The following is a 14,719-nucleotide window of genomic DNA, read 5'->3' as shown; positions in this document are numbered from 1 at the left end:
AACTCCTTTGTCGTCCATCGGGATTAACCAACTGCCCGACACGCTTTGAGGTGCTTTTCGTTGGCTACAGCTGTAACGCACTCTTAACTCATACCGTCAACAGCGCCGTTACACCCCCAGTCGGAACCCGGTCATCAGGACGATGAGGTCGAGCATTGTCACGGCCTCGAACAGCCCCCAGCCCGCGCCGAGCACGATCGACGACTCGGCTCGCGGCTTCGCCGTTCGCATACGGGATCTCGCGTTGCTCGATCCCGCTACTTCTCGATGATGCTCTCTTCAACCGCCTCGCCGAAGTGGCGCGCCACGTCCTCGTAGTAGACGAGCGCCTCGTCGCCCTCCTCCAGATCGGTAACGGCCTTCCGGCCCTCGCTCGTCGCGATCTTCACGGTCTCGGCGTTCTGAATGAGCGTCTCGATGCGGTCGATTCCCTCCTCCGTCTCGACTTCCGCCTGAATCCGGAACATCGGCCGCTTCTCGATTTTCACGCGCCCGACGATCGCCTCTCGGGTGTGGCCCGCGGTGTCGACGACCTGCACCTCGTCGCCGCTCGACAGCTCCGCGAGGTAGTTCGTTCCGCCCTCGGCGTTGCGGACGTACGCGTGGACCGCACCAGCGTTCACGCGGAACGGGCGCGACTCGACGTACGGTGACTCCGCGGTCTCGGCGTGGACGAAGAACAGCCCGCGCGACATCGACCCGACTAACATCCCCTCGTCGTCGTCCATCAGCGACCCGGTGTCGATACAGACGCGGTCGGCCATTCCCGTTCGCTCGACCGCGGTCACTTCGGCGTGCCGGAGGTCGAGCGTCTCGCGGTCGGCGGCGTCGCGAGCCTCCACCGCGCCGCGGATCTCGTCGGGCGAGTTAGAATCGAGGAGGACGCCGTCGGCGCCGATCTCCAGCGTCTCGAAGGCCGTCTGCGCCTCCGCTGCCGTCGTCGCGCCCGCGATGAGGTGCGTCTCCTCGCCGACCCGCGCGATCAGGTTCTCAAGCGGGATGATCGACCAGTCCTCGCCGACGACGATCGTGAACTCGGCGTCGTTGGCGGCCTCCTCGGCGAAGCGCTCGTACTCGGTGCCGAGCACCCGGACGTACACGCCCTGCGCGCGGTCGTCGCGCCGGCGAACCGTCGTGAGGTCCGCGGAGCCCGACAGATCCTCGGGCATGTCGATGGTGCCGTCTCCCTCGCCGCCCTTCCCGACGAAGTAGGCGTCGGCCTCAGCGTCGCTCTCGGCGTCGTCGATCACGTCCGCCTCCGAGCGGAATGCGGCGACCGAGATGTCGCCCAGGTCGCGGACGCGGCCCACGTCCGCCTCGTCGACCAGTACCCAGTCCGCGCCGGCCTCGATGGCGGCCGTGATCCGTCTCTTGCGCGCCTCCCAGTCGCCGACATCCCCGTCGGCTTTCACCCAGACCGTGCGTGTCATTGTCGGAACCTCACGGCGGGCGGGCTTGAAAACTGCGAAAGGGTCGGGCGTTGCGGGTGACGACGCGGAAGACGACAAAGCACTTATCACTGAGATCACATCGTTCGACGTACACCACCGAATGACGCCACTACCTCAGCGGCTCTCGAAAGCTGGTTCCCGATACGCGGCAGCACGCGAGTCCCTCCGCGAGCGCGCCACACCGTATTTTGGGATCGATCCGCGAGCGCTGGGCGCGTTCCGAATCGCGTTGGCACTCTTCCTTCTCGGGGATCTGCTGTTCTACCGGCTTCCGGGTGTGAGCGCGTTCTACACGGACGACGGCGTCCTTCCGCGCTCGACGCTCGCTGAGATTTCCCCACTGTTAGAGGCCGTCTCGATCCACGCTATATCCGGTTCGGCGTGGGTGCAAACGGGACTGCTCGCGGTCGCGGCTTGTGCCGCCGTCGGCCTGCTCGTCGGCTATCGAACGCGAGTGTCGACGGGCGTCTCCCTCGTCCTGCTCGCGTCGCTATACGCTCGGAACCCGTACGTGATCAACGGGGGGAACACGATTCTGGCCGTGTTCCTCTTTTTGAGCCTCTTTCTCCCGCTTGACGCCCGCTGGTCGCTCGATGCCGGCCGCTGGAGCAACAGTAACGGTCGGGACGACGTCGACGGACGAGAAGCCGCCGAGCGAGACGGCGGCGCCGATCGGCGGGTCTGTTCGCTCGGGACGGCTGTCACGCTCCTGACGCTCGTGTCGATATACACGGCGAACGCGATCTCCAAGTACCGGAGCGACACGTGGATGTCGGGCGGCGCAGTCCCTCAAATATTCCAGTTGGAGGAGTTTATCGTGCGACTGGGACCGTTCGTCTCGGAACACACTGTGGTTCTCGCGACGATAAACTGGCTCTGGATTGCGCTCCTGTCAGCGTCCGTCCTGCTGATCGCCACGACTGGCTGGCTCAGGGCTGGGATCGCCCTCGCGTTCGTCTCCGCACACCTCGGCATGGCCGCGACGATGCGACTCGGCGTGTTCCCATTTATTATGATCACGATCCTTCTCCTGTGTTTCCCGACCGGAGTCTGGAACCTCGTCGAGGCCGTCACGTCGAAGCTCCACGGCTCCTCTCGACCCACGGAGCGCGCGTACCGAAGTGACGGCGGAAGCGCGAACGAGAGTGCGTCTCCGATTCCGTCGCCGTCGCGGGTTCGCCGTGTGATCTGGACGGGAGCCGCCCTGCTGCTCGTGGGCTTCTTCCTCGCGCTCGTGTGGTGGCAGGCCGCGGGAGTCGGGCTCGTCGACCTCCCGGCGTCGGAATCGGCCGGCGAGCTGTCGGAGGTGAGCTGGTCGTTCTTCGCGCCGAACCCGCCGGACTCCTCCAGCTGGTACGTCGTTCGGGGGACGCTCGAATCGGGCGAATCGATCGACGTGCGCGGCGGGCAGGCGGCCACGTACGACCGACCGCCGGACGCGGCGGAGACGTATCCGACGACACTGTGGCATCAGTTCGGATTCAGGATGCGGTACGCCGGAGAGTCTCGGTATCGACCGGTGGCGGCGTACGTCTGTGAGCGATCGGACCGCAGCCTGGAGTCCGTGACCGTCTTCCACGTCGAGCAGGCGGTCGATCCGAACGGACCGGTGGGGGAGCCTGAGGCGCACGAGCGGATCAGCGCCGCCTGCTGATATCGGTGGCACTCCGCTTCGCGTTGCTCGCTCCGACGACGTCCGAGCGGAAAATCGGAATCTGCGAACGGGTCGGGCGTTGCGGGCGAGGGCGTATCTGGGGCCGGATCGGCCCGATCGTATTAGTGGTGGTGGCGTGTCGTGTGGAACATGTCCGATTCAGCACACGTCGTCGGCGTCGTCGGCAGCCTTCGAGACGGGAGCTACACCCGACTCGGCGTCGGTCGCGCGCTTGACGGCGTTCGCCGTGCGGGAGGCACCGCCGAGCTGCTCGACCTCCGGGAGTACGACCTCCCGACGTACGACGCCGATCACGACGAGGCGGGGGACGCGAACGCGTTCAAGACGCGGATCCGTGAGGCCGACGCCGTCCCCCTCGGCACGCCGATGTACCACGGCTCGTACTCGTCCACGCTGAAGACGGCGCTCGATTACTGCGGCTTCGAGGAGTTCGAGGACAAGACCGTCGGGCTCCTCGCGGTCGCCGGCGGCGGATTTCCGGTGACGGCGTTAGAGCACCTCCGCTCCGTCTGTCGGGCCCTCAACGCGTGGGTGATCCCCCATCAGGTGGCCGTCCCCCGCGCCCACGCGCAGTTCGACGACGGGGACCTCGTCGACGAGGACCTCGACGGGCGAGTGCTCACGCTGGGGCGTCGCGCCGTGCAGTACGCCGACATCGAGCCCGATCCGGACTCGTTCGAAGGGGAGCAGAACGTCGGGGCGAGGTGACCGTTACGAGGCGAGGTGCCCTCAGGCCTCGACGAATCCGCCCGCGGTGAGCGCCTCGTCGACGCTCGCGTCGTCGTGGACGACTGCCGACACTGCCCGAGCGATCCCCTCGGGGTCCTCGTGCTGGAAGATCGACCGTCCCATCGATACGCCGGCGGCGTCGCCGTCCATCGCGCCGCGTACCATCTCCACGGTGTCGCGATCAGTTCCCTTCGAGCCGCCGGCGATGACGACCGGGAGCCGGGTCGACTCCGTAACGCGGGCAAACGAGTCGCCGTCGCCGGAGTAGCCGGTTTTCACCACGTCGGCGCCGAGCTCCTCGGCGAGCCGCACCGCGTGTCCGAGCGATTCAGGATCTGTCTCGTCGACGCCGGGGCCGCGCGCGTACGCCATCGCGAGCACGGGGAGCCCGAGCCGCGAGGCGTCGGCGGTCAGTTCCGCGAGTTCTTCGATCTGGTCCGGCTCGTGATCGGAGCCGACGTTGATGTGGAATGAGACCGCGTCAGCGCCCGCTCGAACCGCATCCTCGGCGGTGGCGGTGACGCGCTTGTCGCTCTCGTCGGGACCGATCGTGGTCGATCCGTTGACGTGGACGATGTAGCCCGCGTCGTTTTTGTTCGGATGAACCCGCGGCGCGATCCCCTTCTGGGTGAGTACCGCGTCCGCGCCGCCGCGTGTCACGCCGTCGATCGTCGACTCGATGTCGACGAGGCCGTCGACGGCGCCCATCGTGAGCCCGTGGTCCATGGGGACGATGAGGTATCGGTCATTTGTGGAGATGCGGTTGAGTCGTGCCGAGAGTCCTGCTGTCATGATGGTGTCGGTCGTTGTGTGAGAGTGTGGCAATTGTAGGTAAGTGGGTTTCGTTCGGGGACGTATTGGCTCGAAGCCGCGATCACCGCGACTCCGCCGCCTCGATGCGCGCGGCGTAGCCGCGTTCGGCGCCCGCCTTCAGTTCCCGTGAGAGCGCCTCCAGCCGGTCGGCGACCTCGGCGGTCGAGAGGTCGTCCTCGACGCCCTCGGCGACGATGTCGACGAGCGCCGAGCCGACGATGATCCCGTCGGCGCCGCCGCCCACGATGCGCTCCGCGTGCTCGCCCGATGAGATGCCGAACCCGACGGCCTTCGGCACGTCGTACTCACGGAGCCGATCTAAGCTCTGCGTGGTCTGGTCGGACACGTCGCTGCGCGCGCCGGTGGTCCCGAGGCGCGCCTGCACGTAGACGTAGCCGGACACCCTGTCCATGATCCGATCGAGCCGGTCGTCGACCGTGGTGGGCGCGACGATGAAGACCAAGTCGAGCCCGAACTCGTCGCACGCCTCTCGCAGGGGGTCGGCCTCCTCGGCCGGGAGGTCGGGGACGACGAGCCCTTCGATGCCGGCCGCAGCGGCGCGCTCGACGAAGGGACGGGGGCCGGCGCTCGCGGTTTCACCGCTCGCATCCGAGGCGCTCCGCGCCTCGCCGCCGTATTGGTAAATGAGGTTGTAGTACGTCATGCAGACGAGCGGCGCCTCAACGTCCACCTCCTCCGCGAACGCGAAGAACCGGTCCGGCGTCATCCCGGCGTCGAGCGCGCGGACCAGCGCCCCCTGAATGGTCGACCCCTCCGCGATCGGCTCCGAGAACGGGAGTCCGAGTTCGATGATGTCCGCGCCGCCGCGGTCGAGCGCCTCGACGTACGCCTTCGAGGACTCGTAGTCCGGATCGCCGACCGCGAGGTACGGGATGTAGGCGGGGCCGTCGGCGAAGGCGGCCGCGATGGCCTCGGAGTTGCCCGTCTTCGCCGATTCCGCGGTCCGGTCCGCCATTCAGATCCCCCCCGTGAACATCGACATGTCCGGCGCCCCGGCGATGTCCCGTTTGTCCGTCTCCTCGATGGCGGCGTCGAGGTCCTTGTCGCCGCGCCCGGAGACGTTCACGATCACCCTCTCGCCCAGTTCCTCGTGGAACTCTTCCAAGAAGCCGAACGCGTGCGCGGTCTCCAAGGCGGGGATGATCCCCTCCGTGCGCGAGAGCCGGTGGAACCCCTCCAAGGCCGCGTCGTCGTCGACGGCGACCGGGTCCACGCGCCCCTCGTCGACGAGGTACGCGAGCTCTGGGCCGACGCCGGCGTAGTCGAGGCCGGAGGAGATCGAGTGGCTCTCCATGATCTGGCCGTCGGAGTCCTGCAGGAGCTTCGTGCGCGCGCCGTGGAGTACCCCCTCGTCGCCCGCGTACAGCGACGCCGAGTTCGGGGCGACGCCCGCTTCCTCGTCGACCTCCAGCGTCGAGCCGCCCGCCTCGACCGCGTGCAGATCGACCGCCTCGTCGTCGACGAAGTCGGCGAACGCGCCCATCGTGTTCGAGCCGCCGCCCGCGCAGGCGACCACGTCGGTCGGGAGGTCGCCGGTCTTCTCGATCGACTGCTCGCGCGCCTCCTCGGAGATGACCGCCTGGAAGTCGCGGACCATCACCGGGAACGGGTGCGGGCCGACGACCGAGCCGATGACGTAGTGGGTGTTCTCGACGGTGGTCGCCCAGTCGCGCATCGTCTCGGAGATGGCCTCCTTCAGGGTGCCTCGGCCCGTCGTGACCGGGTTCACCTCGGCGCCGTTGAGCTTCATCCGGAAGACGTTGGGGCGCTGGCGGTTGATGTCGCGCTCGCCCATGTAGATCTCACAGGGCATGTCGAGGTGGGCGGCCGCCATCGCGGTCGCGGTGCCGTGCTGGCCGGCGCCCGTCTCCGCGATGATGCGCTCTTTGCCCATGTACTTCGCCAAGAGGACCTGCCCGAGGGCGTTGTTCAGCTTGTGCGCGCCGCCGTGGAGGAGGTCCTCGCGTTTGAGGAACACCTCGCGGTCGTAGCGCTCCGAGAGCCGGTCGGCGCGCTGGAGCGGCGTCGGTCGGCCGCCGAAGTCCGCGAGCCGATCGCGGAACTCGTCCATGAATCCGTCCTCGTTGCCGAGGACGTAGCGCTCGTAGGCGTCCGTCAGCTCCTCGATGGCGGGCATCAGCGCCTCGGGGACGTACTGGCCGCCGTAGCGGCCGAACTTCCCGTCGTCGCGGCCGCGCTCGCGGCCGGGGCGTCGCGACGGCGTCGCCGCGTCGGCTCCGTCTCTCGCGCTCGTCGCCTCGTTCGTCGTGGGTTCCGTCTCGCTCATGTGGGTGTCTCCGTGGTGTCTCGGGTGTCGCTCTCGTCGTCTGCCTCCGCCCGCACCAACTCGCGCGTGTTCGCCTCCACGTCGCCGTCCATGATCGCGCTCCCGACGAGGAGGGCGTCGGCGCCCGCCGCGCGCATCCGCCGAACGTCGGCGGGCGAGCCGATCCCGCTTTCGGCGATCAGCGTCACGTCGTCGGGAACATGGGGCGCCACCGACTCGAAGGTTCCGAGGTCGACGACCAGTTCCGCGAGGTCGCGGTTGTTCACGCCGATGATCGTCGCGCCGGCGTCGAGTGCGTGCTCTAGCTCGTCGCGGTCGTGAACCTCGACGAGGACCTGGAAGCCGCGGTCGCGCGCAGCGGTGAGCAGGTCGGGGAGGTCGTCGCCGACGAACCGGGCGATCAGCAGGACGACGTCGCTCTCGACGGCGTCGAGTTGCGATTCGGCGACGAGGAAGTCCTTCCGGAGGACGGGCACATCGACCGCCTCGCGCACGCGTTCGAGCGTGTCGGTGCTCCCGCCGAAGTGCGCCGGCTCGGTGAGCACGCTCAGCGCGGCCGCGCCGCCGGCGACCATTCCCTGTGCGAGCGCGACCGGGTCGTCCTCGCGGGTGCCCTCCGTCGTCGGGCTGGTGGGTTTCACCTCGGCGATCAGCGGGACGCGCCCGTCCGCCTCGGCGCGGTCGAACGCCGCCCGCAGATCGCGCGGCTCGACGGCGACCTCGCCGGATCGGCCCTCGGTCGCGCGGTTGCGTGCAGCCGACAGGATCGATCTGACCGCCGGGGCCAGCTCGGTTTGATCGTCCATTACTGTACACTAATGCACGTATCTGTTCATAAGACTTGCGGGCGGGGTCACCGCTGCGAGACGAACCTTGCAATGAACCCCCGACGAATTCCCTCTCGATCGCGGCCCTCGACCCGGGCGGGTCCCGTCGATTTAACCGTCGCGGTCACGGATTGCAGGTATGGATACGACGGGAACGTCGGGCGTCTTCGCCCGCGAGGTCGACGAGATCGGACGGGCGGTCGAGGTCGGGTTCGCCGGCGGCCGCGTCATTTCGGTGTCGTTCCCGACGACGGCGCCGGCGGACGCGGCTGCGGACCACGACCTGCTCGACCGGATCGAGGCGTACCTCGCGGGCGAGCGAGACGCGTTCGACGGCGTCGCCACCGGGCTCACGGTGCCGACCGACCGCCGGGAGGTCCTCGAAGCGCTCGAAACGATTCCGTACGGCGAGGAGGTGTCGGTCAGTCGCTTGACGGGGCTGGCCGCGCTCGATGCCGACGATCCGGACGATCTGGAGTTGGTGACGGACGCCCTCCGAGAGAACCCTATCCCGATCCTCTTCCCGGACCACCGCGTGCAGGGCGGGCCGTACGCCACGCCGGGCGAGGTTCGGGCGGAGCTTCGGCGCGTCGAAGGGCTGTAGCGGTCTGGCGGGCGGTCAGTGTGTTGCTACTCCTGACCGTGTTCCTCGATGTTCTCCCAGACGACGGTCATCAGTTCGCCGGTCTTCTCGACGAGATCCTCGACGGCGTCGTCACAGTCGCCCGGCGCGCAGCCGAGATCGCGGATCGCCTTCGTCGCCGACACGTGATGGACGTGGACGAGATCGTCACCTTCGCGTTCGTAGACGATCGTGGTACAAGGTAACATCCCTGCGAGCGTCGGGTCGATCGAGAGCGCGTCGTACGCGATCTCGGGGTGGCAGACGACGATCAGGGCGGTCCGCTCGACGTTGTCGTGGCCGAGCATGCCCTCGATCATCTGATCGAGTCGGGTGACGCGGACCGTCTCGAAGTCGGCGAGTTCGTGTTCGATCTGTACGAACGGGACCGCGTCGTCGAAGGGCACGTCGAGGGTCGTGTGGAGCGCCTCGTCGGCAGTCGGCGCGGGCGATTCGGCCGCTGTGTCGCTCATGGAGGCGCTTCCGGGGGCGCCGGTAAAAATGATCCGCGCTGCCCAACCGCTGCCGCTACCTCGGACGGAACGCACCCCTTGCCGGACGAGACGGACTTATCGGTCGGACCCGCCTGTCACCGACCATGATCGAACTCAGCCGAGCGGCCTACGACGACATCGTATACCGCGCGTACGGCGGTGGGGAGGCGGAGATCTGTGGCGTCCTCGCTGGCACCCACGGGACCGACGGAGGGGCGAGCGTCGTCACGGAGACCTACGAGGCGGAGAACGTCGCCGAAACCCCCCAGATACGGTACCTGATCGATCCCGAGGAACAGCTCGAACTCATCGAGCGGGTCGAGGACGACGGACTCGACGTAGTTGGGTTCTACCACTCGCACCCGACCGGGCCGACCCACCCGAGCGAGACGGACGCCGCGCGGGCGACGTGGCCCGGCCACTCGTACGTCATCTGCGCGCTCGACGGCTACCCGTTCGTCGGCTCGTGGCGCTGGCGTGGGGACGACGACGGGTTTGAACAGGAGACGGTCGCGGTGCGGAGTGAGCGGTAGGCGTTCGCTTCGGGAACGCGACGCTGGCTCGGAAACGCGACGACGTCCGCGCTACTCTTCGGTGCCGGGCGTCGCGTTCGCGTCGTCCCCGTCGGACTCCCGACGGTCTCGGACCACGAGAACCGAGCCGACCGAGGCGGTCGCGACTCGGTCGCTCTCGTCGCCCAACACGAACGATCGGAACGAGGGCGCGCGTTCCCCCATCACGATTGCGTCGTGGCCGGGGACCGCGTCGATCAGCGCGTCGAACGCCGACCCTTTTGTCGCCCGCTCCGTGGCCACGTCGATCCCTGCCTCGCGGAGTCGGTCGGCTGCGGCTTCTAGCCGTCCGTTGGCCGCGTCGGTGGCATCGGTGGCATCGGTGGCGTCGGTGGCGTCGGTGGCGTCGATGGCGGTGGCGTCGGTGGCATCGATGGTGTCGGCGGCGTCGATGGCGGTGGCGTCGGCGGCGGGAGTTCGCTCTCCGGTCGCGAGGAACAGCGTGACGCCGATGTCGAGATCGCCGACGAGCGCCTCGACGAACGAGAGGACTCGGTCGACGTCAACGTCACCGGAGAGCGACACGAGGATCCGGTCGACGTCGCCAGTCGTTCCGGAGATGGCGAACGCATCCGCATTCACGTCTTCGGCGACCCGCTGGATCGTCTGCTCGCGGTCGTGCGTGAACACGAGGCGGTGGTCGGCCGCACCGCCGGCGGCACGGAATTCCTGGCTGAGATCCGCCAGCGCAGACGTCGCGCGCTCCTCGAACTGGAGCCGAGCCTGATCCGGCGGCGTCTGTTCCGGAAGGACGTGGTAGCCGAGCACCGTCACGTCGACGGTGCCGAGCAGCGACATGAGGCCGGGCGAGATTGTCTCTCCCTCCAGTACCGCGACGGGTACGAGTACGTGTGTCATTACAGTGCCCCCTTGAGTTCCACGTCGCGGGCATAATAGAAGTACCACCCGGCCGTTACGGCGATGACCGCGATCCCGACGGCGATCGAGAGCCGATTCATGAACGCGATCAGCCCGAAGCTGGCGAGCGCGCCGAGGACGGGGATCACCGGGCCGCCGGGCACCCTGAAGTCGGGGTCGTACCACTCGGGTCGGTCCCGGCGGATGGAGACGAGCGCGACGCACATCAGCCCGTACATGATCAGGTGGAGGAAGGAGGCAACCTCGGCGAGCAGCTGGACCTGTCCGGTCGCCGCCAGGACGACGATCGGTCCGCCGGCCATGCCGAGCGCTACGTGTGGTGTGCCGTATCGCAGGTTGATCCGACTCGCCCGCCGCGGGAGAAGCGCGTCCTTCGAGACTCCGTAGATCGCCCGCGAGGTGCTGAGGATCGACGCGTTCGCCGACGACATCGTCGCGAGCAGCCCGCCGACGATGATCACGAGCGCTCCGGCCGGACCGAGGAGCGCTCGGCCGACCTCGACCATCGCGGTCTCGCCGGCGGCCAGCAGCGTGTCCCGGGTGAAGATGTTCGTCGCGACGAAGATGGTCAGCACGTAGAGGACCGTAACGATCACCACGGAGCCGACCATCGCGAGCGGGAGATTCCGTCCGGGGTCCTTCATCTCTCCGGCCACCGTCGCGATCTGTGCGAACCCGAGGTAGGAGGTGAACACGAGAGCGGCGACCGAGAGGATCGGTACGGCTTCCCAGACGTCCGCGGCCTGTCCCGGCGGCGTGTCGACGGCGACGACCCCGAACGCCTCCAACAGGCCGAACCCGAGGAATACGACCAGCATCGAGAGCAGCAGCGCGACGATGCCGTTCTGGAGCTTCGCGGCGTTCTCGGTACCCGTGACGTTCAGGACCGTGAACGCGACTCCGGCGAGGACGGCGATGACGGAGACGATCGCGTTCGGACCGACGCCGACCGTGATCCCAATCTGAGCGAGCGCGTCGAGCGCGTAGAACCCGAGCCCGACGAGGTAGAAAGCCGTCGCGAACACCAGCCCGAGCCACAGCGACAGCCCGATGACGGTTCCGGGGAGCGTCCCGAGCCCTCGCGAAATGAAGTAGTAGCCGCCCCCGCTCCGCGGCATCGCCGTCGCCAGCTCCGAGGTCGGGAGCGCGACGAGGAGCGCGATCACCCCGCCGACCGCGAACGAGGCGGTCGCTGCCGTCCCAATCTCCCCGCCGGCGAGCCCGGGGAACACGAAGATCCCGGCCCCGATCATCGTCCCGATTCCGATTGCGAGGCCCCCCGTCAGCCCGATGGTGCGTTCGAGCTCGGCGCCCTCGGTGATCGTCGCCTCGTCGGTCTCGACGACGGTCTCCGCGACCGGAGCGTCACCGTCGAGGTTGCGACCGCTCGGCTCGTCGGTCATGTGTCTGGGTTCGGACAGTCGGTTGATAAGCGTTAGCGGCGAGGCGGCGGTTGAGCAGACGTGGCCGAGCCGATGTCGGGTCGTGATCGCTCAGTCGCTCGCTTCGATCTCCGGCTCGGATTCGTCGTCGTCGCCGATGTCGATGGCGCAGGAGGCGGAGTACTCCACGTCGTGGACCGACTCGATGGCGGGGTCGTCACCGCAGACGGGGCAGTCGTCGCGCTTGGGGATCTCCACCTTGTCGAACTCCATGTCGAGCGCGTCGAAGAAGAGCATGGAGCCGTCGAGCGTCTCGCCCTCGCCGATGATGTGTTTGACCGTCTCGGTCGCCTGCAGGCAGCCGACGGTACCCGGGAGGACGCCGAGGACGCCCGCGGTCGAGCAGTTCGGAACCATCCCCGCCGGCGGCGCCTCGGGGAACAGACAGCGGTAACACGGCGAGTCCTCGCCGCCCGCGAACGTCGTCACCTGCCCCTCGAACTTGAAGATGGAGCCGTGCGAGAAGGGGACGCCGGCGAGCGTACAGGCGTCGTTGACGAGGTACCGGGTCGCGAAGTTGTCCGTCCCGTCGACGACGAAGTCGTAGCCGGAGATGAGCTCCTCGATGTTGTCGGCGGTGACCCGCATTTCGTGTTTTCGCACGTCGATGTCCGGGTTGAGCTGCGCGACGAAGTCGGCGGCGGAGTCGACCTTCTTGCGCCCCACGTCGTCGTTCCCGTGGATGACTTGTCGCTGGAGGTTCGACAGCTCCACCTCGTCGTCGTCGGCGATCCCGATGGTGCCGACGCCGGCGGCCGCGAGGTACTGGATGATCGGCGCACCGAGCCCGCCCGCGCCGAGCACGAGCACCTCGGCGTCGAGCAGGGCCTTCTGGCCCTCGGGGCCCACGTCGTCCATGATGATGTGTCTGGAGTAGCGGTCGAGCTGGGTGGGATCGAGGTCGAGATCGCTCATTGTCGCCCCTTACCGCCGGGAACGCATAAGCCGGCCGTCCACCGGAGGTACTGCCGCCTTCTCGGAGGTGCGAGCGCGGCGCACGACCGGCCGACCCCTTCATCTGCCATCGCCCAGACGACGGCGACACCCGAACTGATCCGTTCATCGCCTCTCAGAACGCGTATTAGACGGGGGTGGAGCTTGCCGTCGGCGGGTTCCTTTTTGAGATGGATGGCGAATCGGGCGTATGGCAACGATCAAACTGCCGGCCGTGCTGGTCGGAGGGTCCTCGACCTCCGAGGTCGACGTCGACGGCGAGACGGTCCGCGAGCTGTTCGAGAACCACGCGGACGAACACGGCTCAGAACTCAGAGACAGCGTGATCAAAGACGGCGAGATCAAGGAGTTCATCAACGTGTACGTCGAGGGAACGCCCGTCGACAGCCTCGATGCGGAAGTGCCCGACGACGCGCAGGTCCGAGTCATCCCGGCGGCCAGCGGCGGGCAGTAGAAGCTCTGCGGCGACGAGGTTTCTTCGCTTATAAGTACTCCTCCCAGAGCGGGATGTCCGCGTACTTGTCGCCGCGGTCACACAGCATGAACACGACCACGTCGTCGTCCGCGAGGGCGCCGGCCTCGTCGAGTCCCGCGACCGCCGCCGCACCGCCGCCCGCGGACGTGCCCACGACGAACTGGTCGTCGACCCGGAGATGCTCTCGGATCGTCGCCTCGTCGTGTTGGCCGGGATCCGCGATCTCGATCTCGCGGTTCAGGTAGCGTTCGCGGAGGGCCCGAGCGCGGTCGTACGCGTCCGAGGTCGTGACGTACTCTGTCCGGTCGAGGGCCGACTCGTCGTACGTGTCGGGGTGGTAGTGGTCGCCCGATTTGAGGTATTTCAGCCCGTCGATGGCGTGGAGCTGTTCGTCGGGCTCGAAGCCGACGATCTCGACCGCGCCGTCGCTGAGGTCGGTCAGCCCGCGACCGGTTCCGGTGATCGTTCCCCCGGTACCGACGCCGGCGACGAAGTGGGTCACCTCGCCGTCCGTCGCCCCGTAAATCTCTCGAGCGGTCGTGCGCTCGTGGGTACCGGGGTTGTCGGGGTTCTCGTACTGGTTCGGCCGGAAGTACGCCTCGGGGTCTTCGGCGATGATCTCCTCGCAGCGCTCGATGACGGCGTCGTAGCCGAGATTGGCGTCGACGAAGTGGATCTCCGCGCCGGCGTCGCGGACAGCGTCGACCTTCCCGCCCGCGGCGTTGTCGGGCATGACGATCTCCACGTCGTAGCCCCGGGACCCTGCGAGGCGCGCGATCTCGCTGCCGGTGTTGCCGGAGGTCGGCTCGATCACGGTGACGCCGGGATCGAGGTCGCCGCGTTCCTCGGCACCGTCTATCATTCCCTTCGCGATCCGCGATTTGATCGACCCCCCGCCGTGCGGGGCGTCGTAGAGGTTGAACCACTCGGCTTTCGCGTACACGTCCGCGTCCGACTCGATGTCGAGATCGAGCTTCACGAGGGGCGTCTCGAAGATCGTCGATTCGTCGACGGCGTACTCGCTCATGCGTCCCGTAGATCGCTGTCCGATAAGAGTCCGACGGAAACGGCGTTCTCGGTGGCTACCGCGGTCGTGCGCGACGATCCCCGTCAGAGATACGGGAGATGTCTGCCGGTCACGAAAGCCGTTACCCCGTCACGGACGTACCCGTGCCCATGAGTCAACCATCGTGGGACGACGTCGTCGAGATGCCCGACGAGCTCGACGACGAGACCGCCGAGGCGCTCTTGGCAGACGCGACCGAGGTACAGGACATGACCGGCGAGGTGTGCCCGTACCCGCAGGTCGAGGCGAAGAAGGGCATCGCGGGGCTCGACGCGGGCGACGTGCTGGTCCAGAAGACCGACCACGTCCCGAGCACGGAGAACGTCCCGAAGGCGGTCGGCGACGACGCGACGGCGAAGGTGTGGAAATCGGGCGACGGTCGCTACCGCATCTTCCTGCGGAAGGAGTAATC

At 67.7% G+C, this 14,719-nt stretch carries 17 protein-coding genes; 6 read left to right on the top strand and 11 right to left on the bottom strand.

What is annotated here, in order from left to right; translation table 11 throughout:
- Positions 1–108 precede the first annotated feature (108 nt).
- Positions 109–231 (bottom strand): hypothetical protein, encoded by a 123-nt coding sequence (locus tag HLAC_RS19805; RefSeq protein WP_015910012.1) that lies wholly within the window; start codon positions 229–231, stop codon positions 109–111.
- 26 nt (positions 232–257) lie between these two features.
- On the bottom strand, positions 258–1,430 hold the full coding sequence (locus HLAC_RS06335) for a 3-dehydroquinate synthase II (RefSeq protein ID WP_015910011.1): 1,173 nt from the start codon (positions 1,428–1,430) through the stop codon (positions 258–260).
- A gap of 121 nt (positions 1,431–1,551) precedes the next feature.
- On the opposite strand from HLAC_RS06335, the gene HLAC_RS06330 reads away from it, so the two are divergent.
- Positions 1,552–3,105 carry an HTTM domain-containing protein gene (locus HLAC_RS06330; protein WP_015910010.1) on the top strand — a complete coding sequence of 518 codons (1,554 nt, stop codon included), beginning with the start codon at positions 1,552–1,554 and terminating at the stop codon, positions 3,103–3,105.
- A 150-nt stretch (positions 3,106–3,255) separates the two neighbouring features.
- Positions 3,256–3,834: an NADPH-dependent FMN reductase gene (locus HLAC_RS06325; protein ID WP_015910009.1), complete on the top strand. Its 579-nt coding sequence runs from the start codon at positions 3,256–3,258 to the stop codon at positions 3,832–3,834.
- A 21-nt stretch (positions 3,835–3,855) separates the two neighbouring features.
- Here the strand turns inward: HLAC_RS06325 and HLAC_RS06320 are convergent, their stop codons facing one another.
- The 4 genes from HLAC_RS06320 to trpC form a co-directional block, all read right to left on the bottom strand.
- On the bottom strand, positions 3,856–4,647 hold the full coding sequence (locus tag HLAC_RS06320; protein ID WP_015910008.1) for a 2-amino-3,7-dideoxy-D-threo-hept-6-ulosonate synthase: 792 nt from the start codon (positions 4,645–4,647) through the stop codon (positions 3,856–3,858).
- Between the two features lie 82 nt (positions 4,648–4,729).
- The gene (trpA, locus tag HLAC_RS06315; protein WP_015910007.1) at positions 4,730–5,644 is read right to left on the bottom strand and encodes a tryptophan synthase subunit alpha; all 915 of its coding nucleotides are present in this window, start codon (positions 5,642–5,644) and stop codon (positions 4,730–4,732) included.
- Positions 5,645–6,976 (bottom strand): tryptophan synthase subunit beta, encoded by a 1,332-nt coding sequence (gene trpB / locus HLAC_RS06310; RefSeq protein ID WP_015910006.1) that lies wholly within the window; start codon positions 6,974–6,976, stop codon positions 5,645–5,647.
- A complete protein-coding gene (trpC, locus tag HLAC_RS06305; protein ID WP_015910005.1) occupies positions 6,973–7,782 on the bottom strand; it encodes an indole-3-glycerol phosphate synthase in 810 nt (269 codons plus the stop codon). Before trpC ends, trpB begins: the two co-directional genes overlap by 4 nt.
- Positions 7,783–7,942: 160 nt before the next feature.
- Here trpC and HLAC_RS06300 point away from each other — a divergent pair, with 160 nt between their 5' ends.
- Positions 7,943–8,407, top strand: a complete 465-nt coding sequence (locus HLAC_RS06300; protein WP_015910004.1) for an MGMT family protein — start codon at positions 7,943–7,945, stop codon at positions 8,405–8,407.
- A gap of 26 nt (positions 8,408–8,433) precedes the next feature.
- Here the strand turns inward: HLAC_RS06300 and HLAC_RS06295 are convergent, their stop codons facing one another.
- Positions 8,434–8,898, bottom strand: a complete 465-nt coding sequence (locus HLAC_RS06295) for a DUF302 domain-containing protein (RefSeq protein WP_015910003.1) — start codon at positions 8,896–8,898, stop codon at positions 8,434–8,436.
- A gap of 125 nt (positions 8,899–9,023) precedes the next feature.
- Here HLAC_RS06295 and HLAC_RS06290 point away from each other — a divergent pair, with 125 nt between their 5' ends.
- The gene (locus HLAC_RS06290) at positions 9,024–9,452 is read left to right on the top strand and encodes a desampylase (protein ID WP_015910002.1); all 429 of its coding nucleotides are present in this window, start codon (positions 9,024–9,026) and stop codon (positions 9,450–9,452) included.
- Between the two features lie 51 nt (positions 9,453–9,503).
- On the opposite strand, the gene HLAC_RS19405 is transcribed toward HLAC_RS06290, so the two are convergent.
- From HLAC_RS19405 to ubaA, 3 genes are all read right to left on the bottom strand, one after another.
- Positions 9,504–10,349: a universal stress protein gene (locus tag HLAC_RS19405; protein ID WP_015910001.1), complete on the bottom strand. Its 846-nt coding sequence runs from the start codon at positions 10,347–10,349 to the stop codon at positions 9,504–9,506.
- The gene (locus HLAC_RS06280) at positions 10,349–11,773 is read right to left on the bottom strand and encodes an APC family permease (protein ID WP_015910000.1); all 1,425 of its coding nucleotides are present in this window, start codon (positions 11,771–11,773) and stop codon (positions 10,349–10,351) included. The genes HLAC_RS19405 and HLAC_RS06280 overlap by 1 nt, the downstream gene beginning before the upstream one ends.
- A gap of 90 nt (positions 11,774–11,863) precedes the next feature.
- Positions 11,864–12,727 carry an SAMP-activating enzyme E1 gene (ubaA, locus tag HLAC_RS06275; protein WP_015909999.1) on the bottom strand — a complete coding sequence of 288 codons (864 nt, stop codon included), beginning with the start codon at positions 12,725–12,727 and terminating at the stop codon, positions 11,864–11,866.
- Positions 12,728–12,956: 229 nt separating this feature from the next.
- Between ubaA and HLAC_RS06270 the strand changes: the two genes are divergently transcribed.
- Positions 12,957–13,220, top strand: a complete 264-nt coding sequence (locus HLAC_RS06270) for a MoaD/ThiS family protein (protein ID WP_015909998.1) — start codon at positions 12,957–12,959, stop codon at positions 13,218–13,220.
- Between the two features lie 28 nt (positions 13,221–13,248).
- On the opposite strand, the gene HLAC_RS06265 is transcribed toward HLAC_RS06270, so the two are convergent.
- Positions 13,249–14,268 (bottom strand): PLP-dependent cysteine synthase family protein, encoded by a 1,020-nt coding sequence (locus HLAC_RS06265; RefSeq protein WP_015909997.1) that lies wholly within the window; start codon positions 14,266–14,268, stop codon positions 13,249–13,251.
- 149 nt (positions 14,269–14,417) lie between these two features.
- Here HLAC_RS06265 and HLAC_RS06260 point away from each other — a divergent pair, with 149 nt between their 5' ends.
- Positions 14,418–14,717, top strand: a complete 300-nt coding sequence (locus tag HLAC_RS06260) for a sulfurtransferase TusA family protein (protein WP_049933355.1) — start codon at positions 14,418–14,420, stop codon at positions 14,715–14,717.
- Positions 14,718–14,719: the final 2 nt, after the last annotated feature.

Source organism: Halorubrum lacusprofundi ATCC 49239, assembly GCF_000022205.1.
In the GTDB taxonomy this organism is placed as follows: Archaea; Halobacteriota; Halobacteria; order Halobacteriales; family Haloferacaceae; genus Halorubrum; species Halorubrum lacusprofundi.
The sequence above is the reverse complement of the archived record's forward strand: the minus strand, read 5'-3'. Positions and strand labels throughout refer to the sequence as shown.

What these genes read in the sequence shown, in the direction of transcription:
- HLAC_RS19805 (WP_015910012.1), bottom strand. Translation starts at nt 231, where the DNA reads ATGCGAACGGCGAAGCCGCGAGCCGAGTCGTCGATCGTGCTCGGCGCG.
- HLAC_RS06335 (WP_015910011.1), bottom strand. Translation starts at nt 1,430, where the DNA reads ATGACACGCACGGTCTGGGTGAAAGCCGACGGGGATGTCGGCGACTGG.
- HLAC_RS06330 (WP_015910010.1), top strand. Translation starts at nt 1,552, where the DNA reads ATGACGCCACTACCTCAGCGGCTCTCGAAAGCTGGTTCCCGATACGCG.
- HLAC_RS06325 (WP_015910009.1), top strand. Translation starts at nt 3,256, where the DNA reads ATGTCCGATTCAGCACACGTCGTCGGCGTCGTCGGCAGCCTTCGAGAC.
- HLAC_RS06320 (WP_015910008.1), bottom strand. Translation starts at nt 4,647, where the DNA reads ATGACAGCAGGACTCTCGGCACGACTCAACCGCATCTCCACAAATGAC.
- trpA (WP_015910007.1), bottom strand. Translation starts at nt 5,644, where the DNA reads ATGGCGGACCGGACCGCGGAATCGGCGAAGACGGGCAACTCCGAGGCC.
- trpB (WP_015910006.1), bottom strand. Translation starts at nt 6,976, where the DNA reads ATGAGCGAGACGGAACCCACGACGAACGAGGCGACGAGCGCGAGAGAC.
- trpC (WP_015910005.1), bottom strand. Translation starts at nt 7,782, where the DNA reads ATGGACGATCAAACCGAGCTGGCCCCGGCGGTCAGATCGATCCTGTCG.
- HLAC_RS06300 (WP_015910004.1), top strand. Translation starts at nt 7,943, where the DNA reads ATGGATACGACGGGAACGTCGGGCGTCTTCGCCCGCGAGGTCGACGAG.
- HLAC_RS06295 (WP_015910003.1), bottom strand. Translation starts at nt 8,898, where the DNA reads ATGAGCGACACAGCGGCCGAATCGCCCGCGCCGACTGCCGACGAGGCG.
- HLAC_RS06290 (WP_015910002.1), top strand. Translation starts at nt 9,024, where the DNA reads ATGATCGAACTCAGCCGAGCGGCCTACGACGACATCGTATACCGCGCG.
- HLAC_RS19405 (WP_015910001.1), bottom strand. Translation starts at nt 10,349, where the DNA reads ATGACACACGTACTCGTACCCGTCGCGGTACTGGAGGGAGAGACAATC.
- HLAC_RS06280 (WP_015910000.1), bottom strand. Translation starts at nt 11,773, where the DNA reads ATGACCGACGAGCCGAGCGGTCGCAACCTCGACGGTGACGCTCCGGTC.
- ubaA (WP_015909999.1), bottom strand. Translation starts at nt 12,727, where the DNA reads ATGAGCGATCTCGACCTCGATCCCACCCAGCTCGACCGCTACTCCAGA.
- HLAC_RS06270 (WP_015909998.1), top strand. Translation starts at nt 12,957, where the DNA reads ATGGCAACGATCAAACTGCCGGCCGTGCTGGTCGGAGGGTCCTCGACC.
- HLAC_RS06265 (WP_015909997.1), bottom strand. Translation starts at nt 14,268, where the DNA reads ATGAGCGAGTACGCCGTCGACGAATCGACGATCTTCGAGACGCCCCTC.
- HLAC_RS06260 (WP_049933355.1), top strand. Translation starts at nt 14,418, where the DNA reads ATGAGTCAACCATCGTGGGACGACGTCGTCGAGATGCCCGACGAGCTC.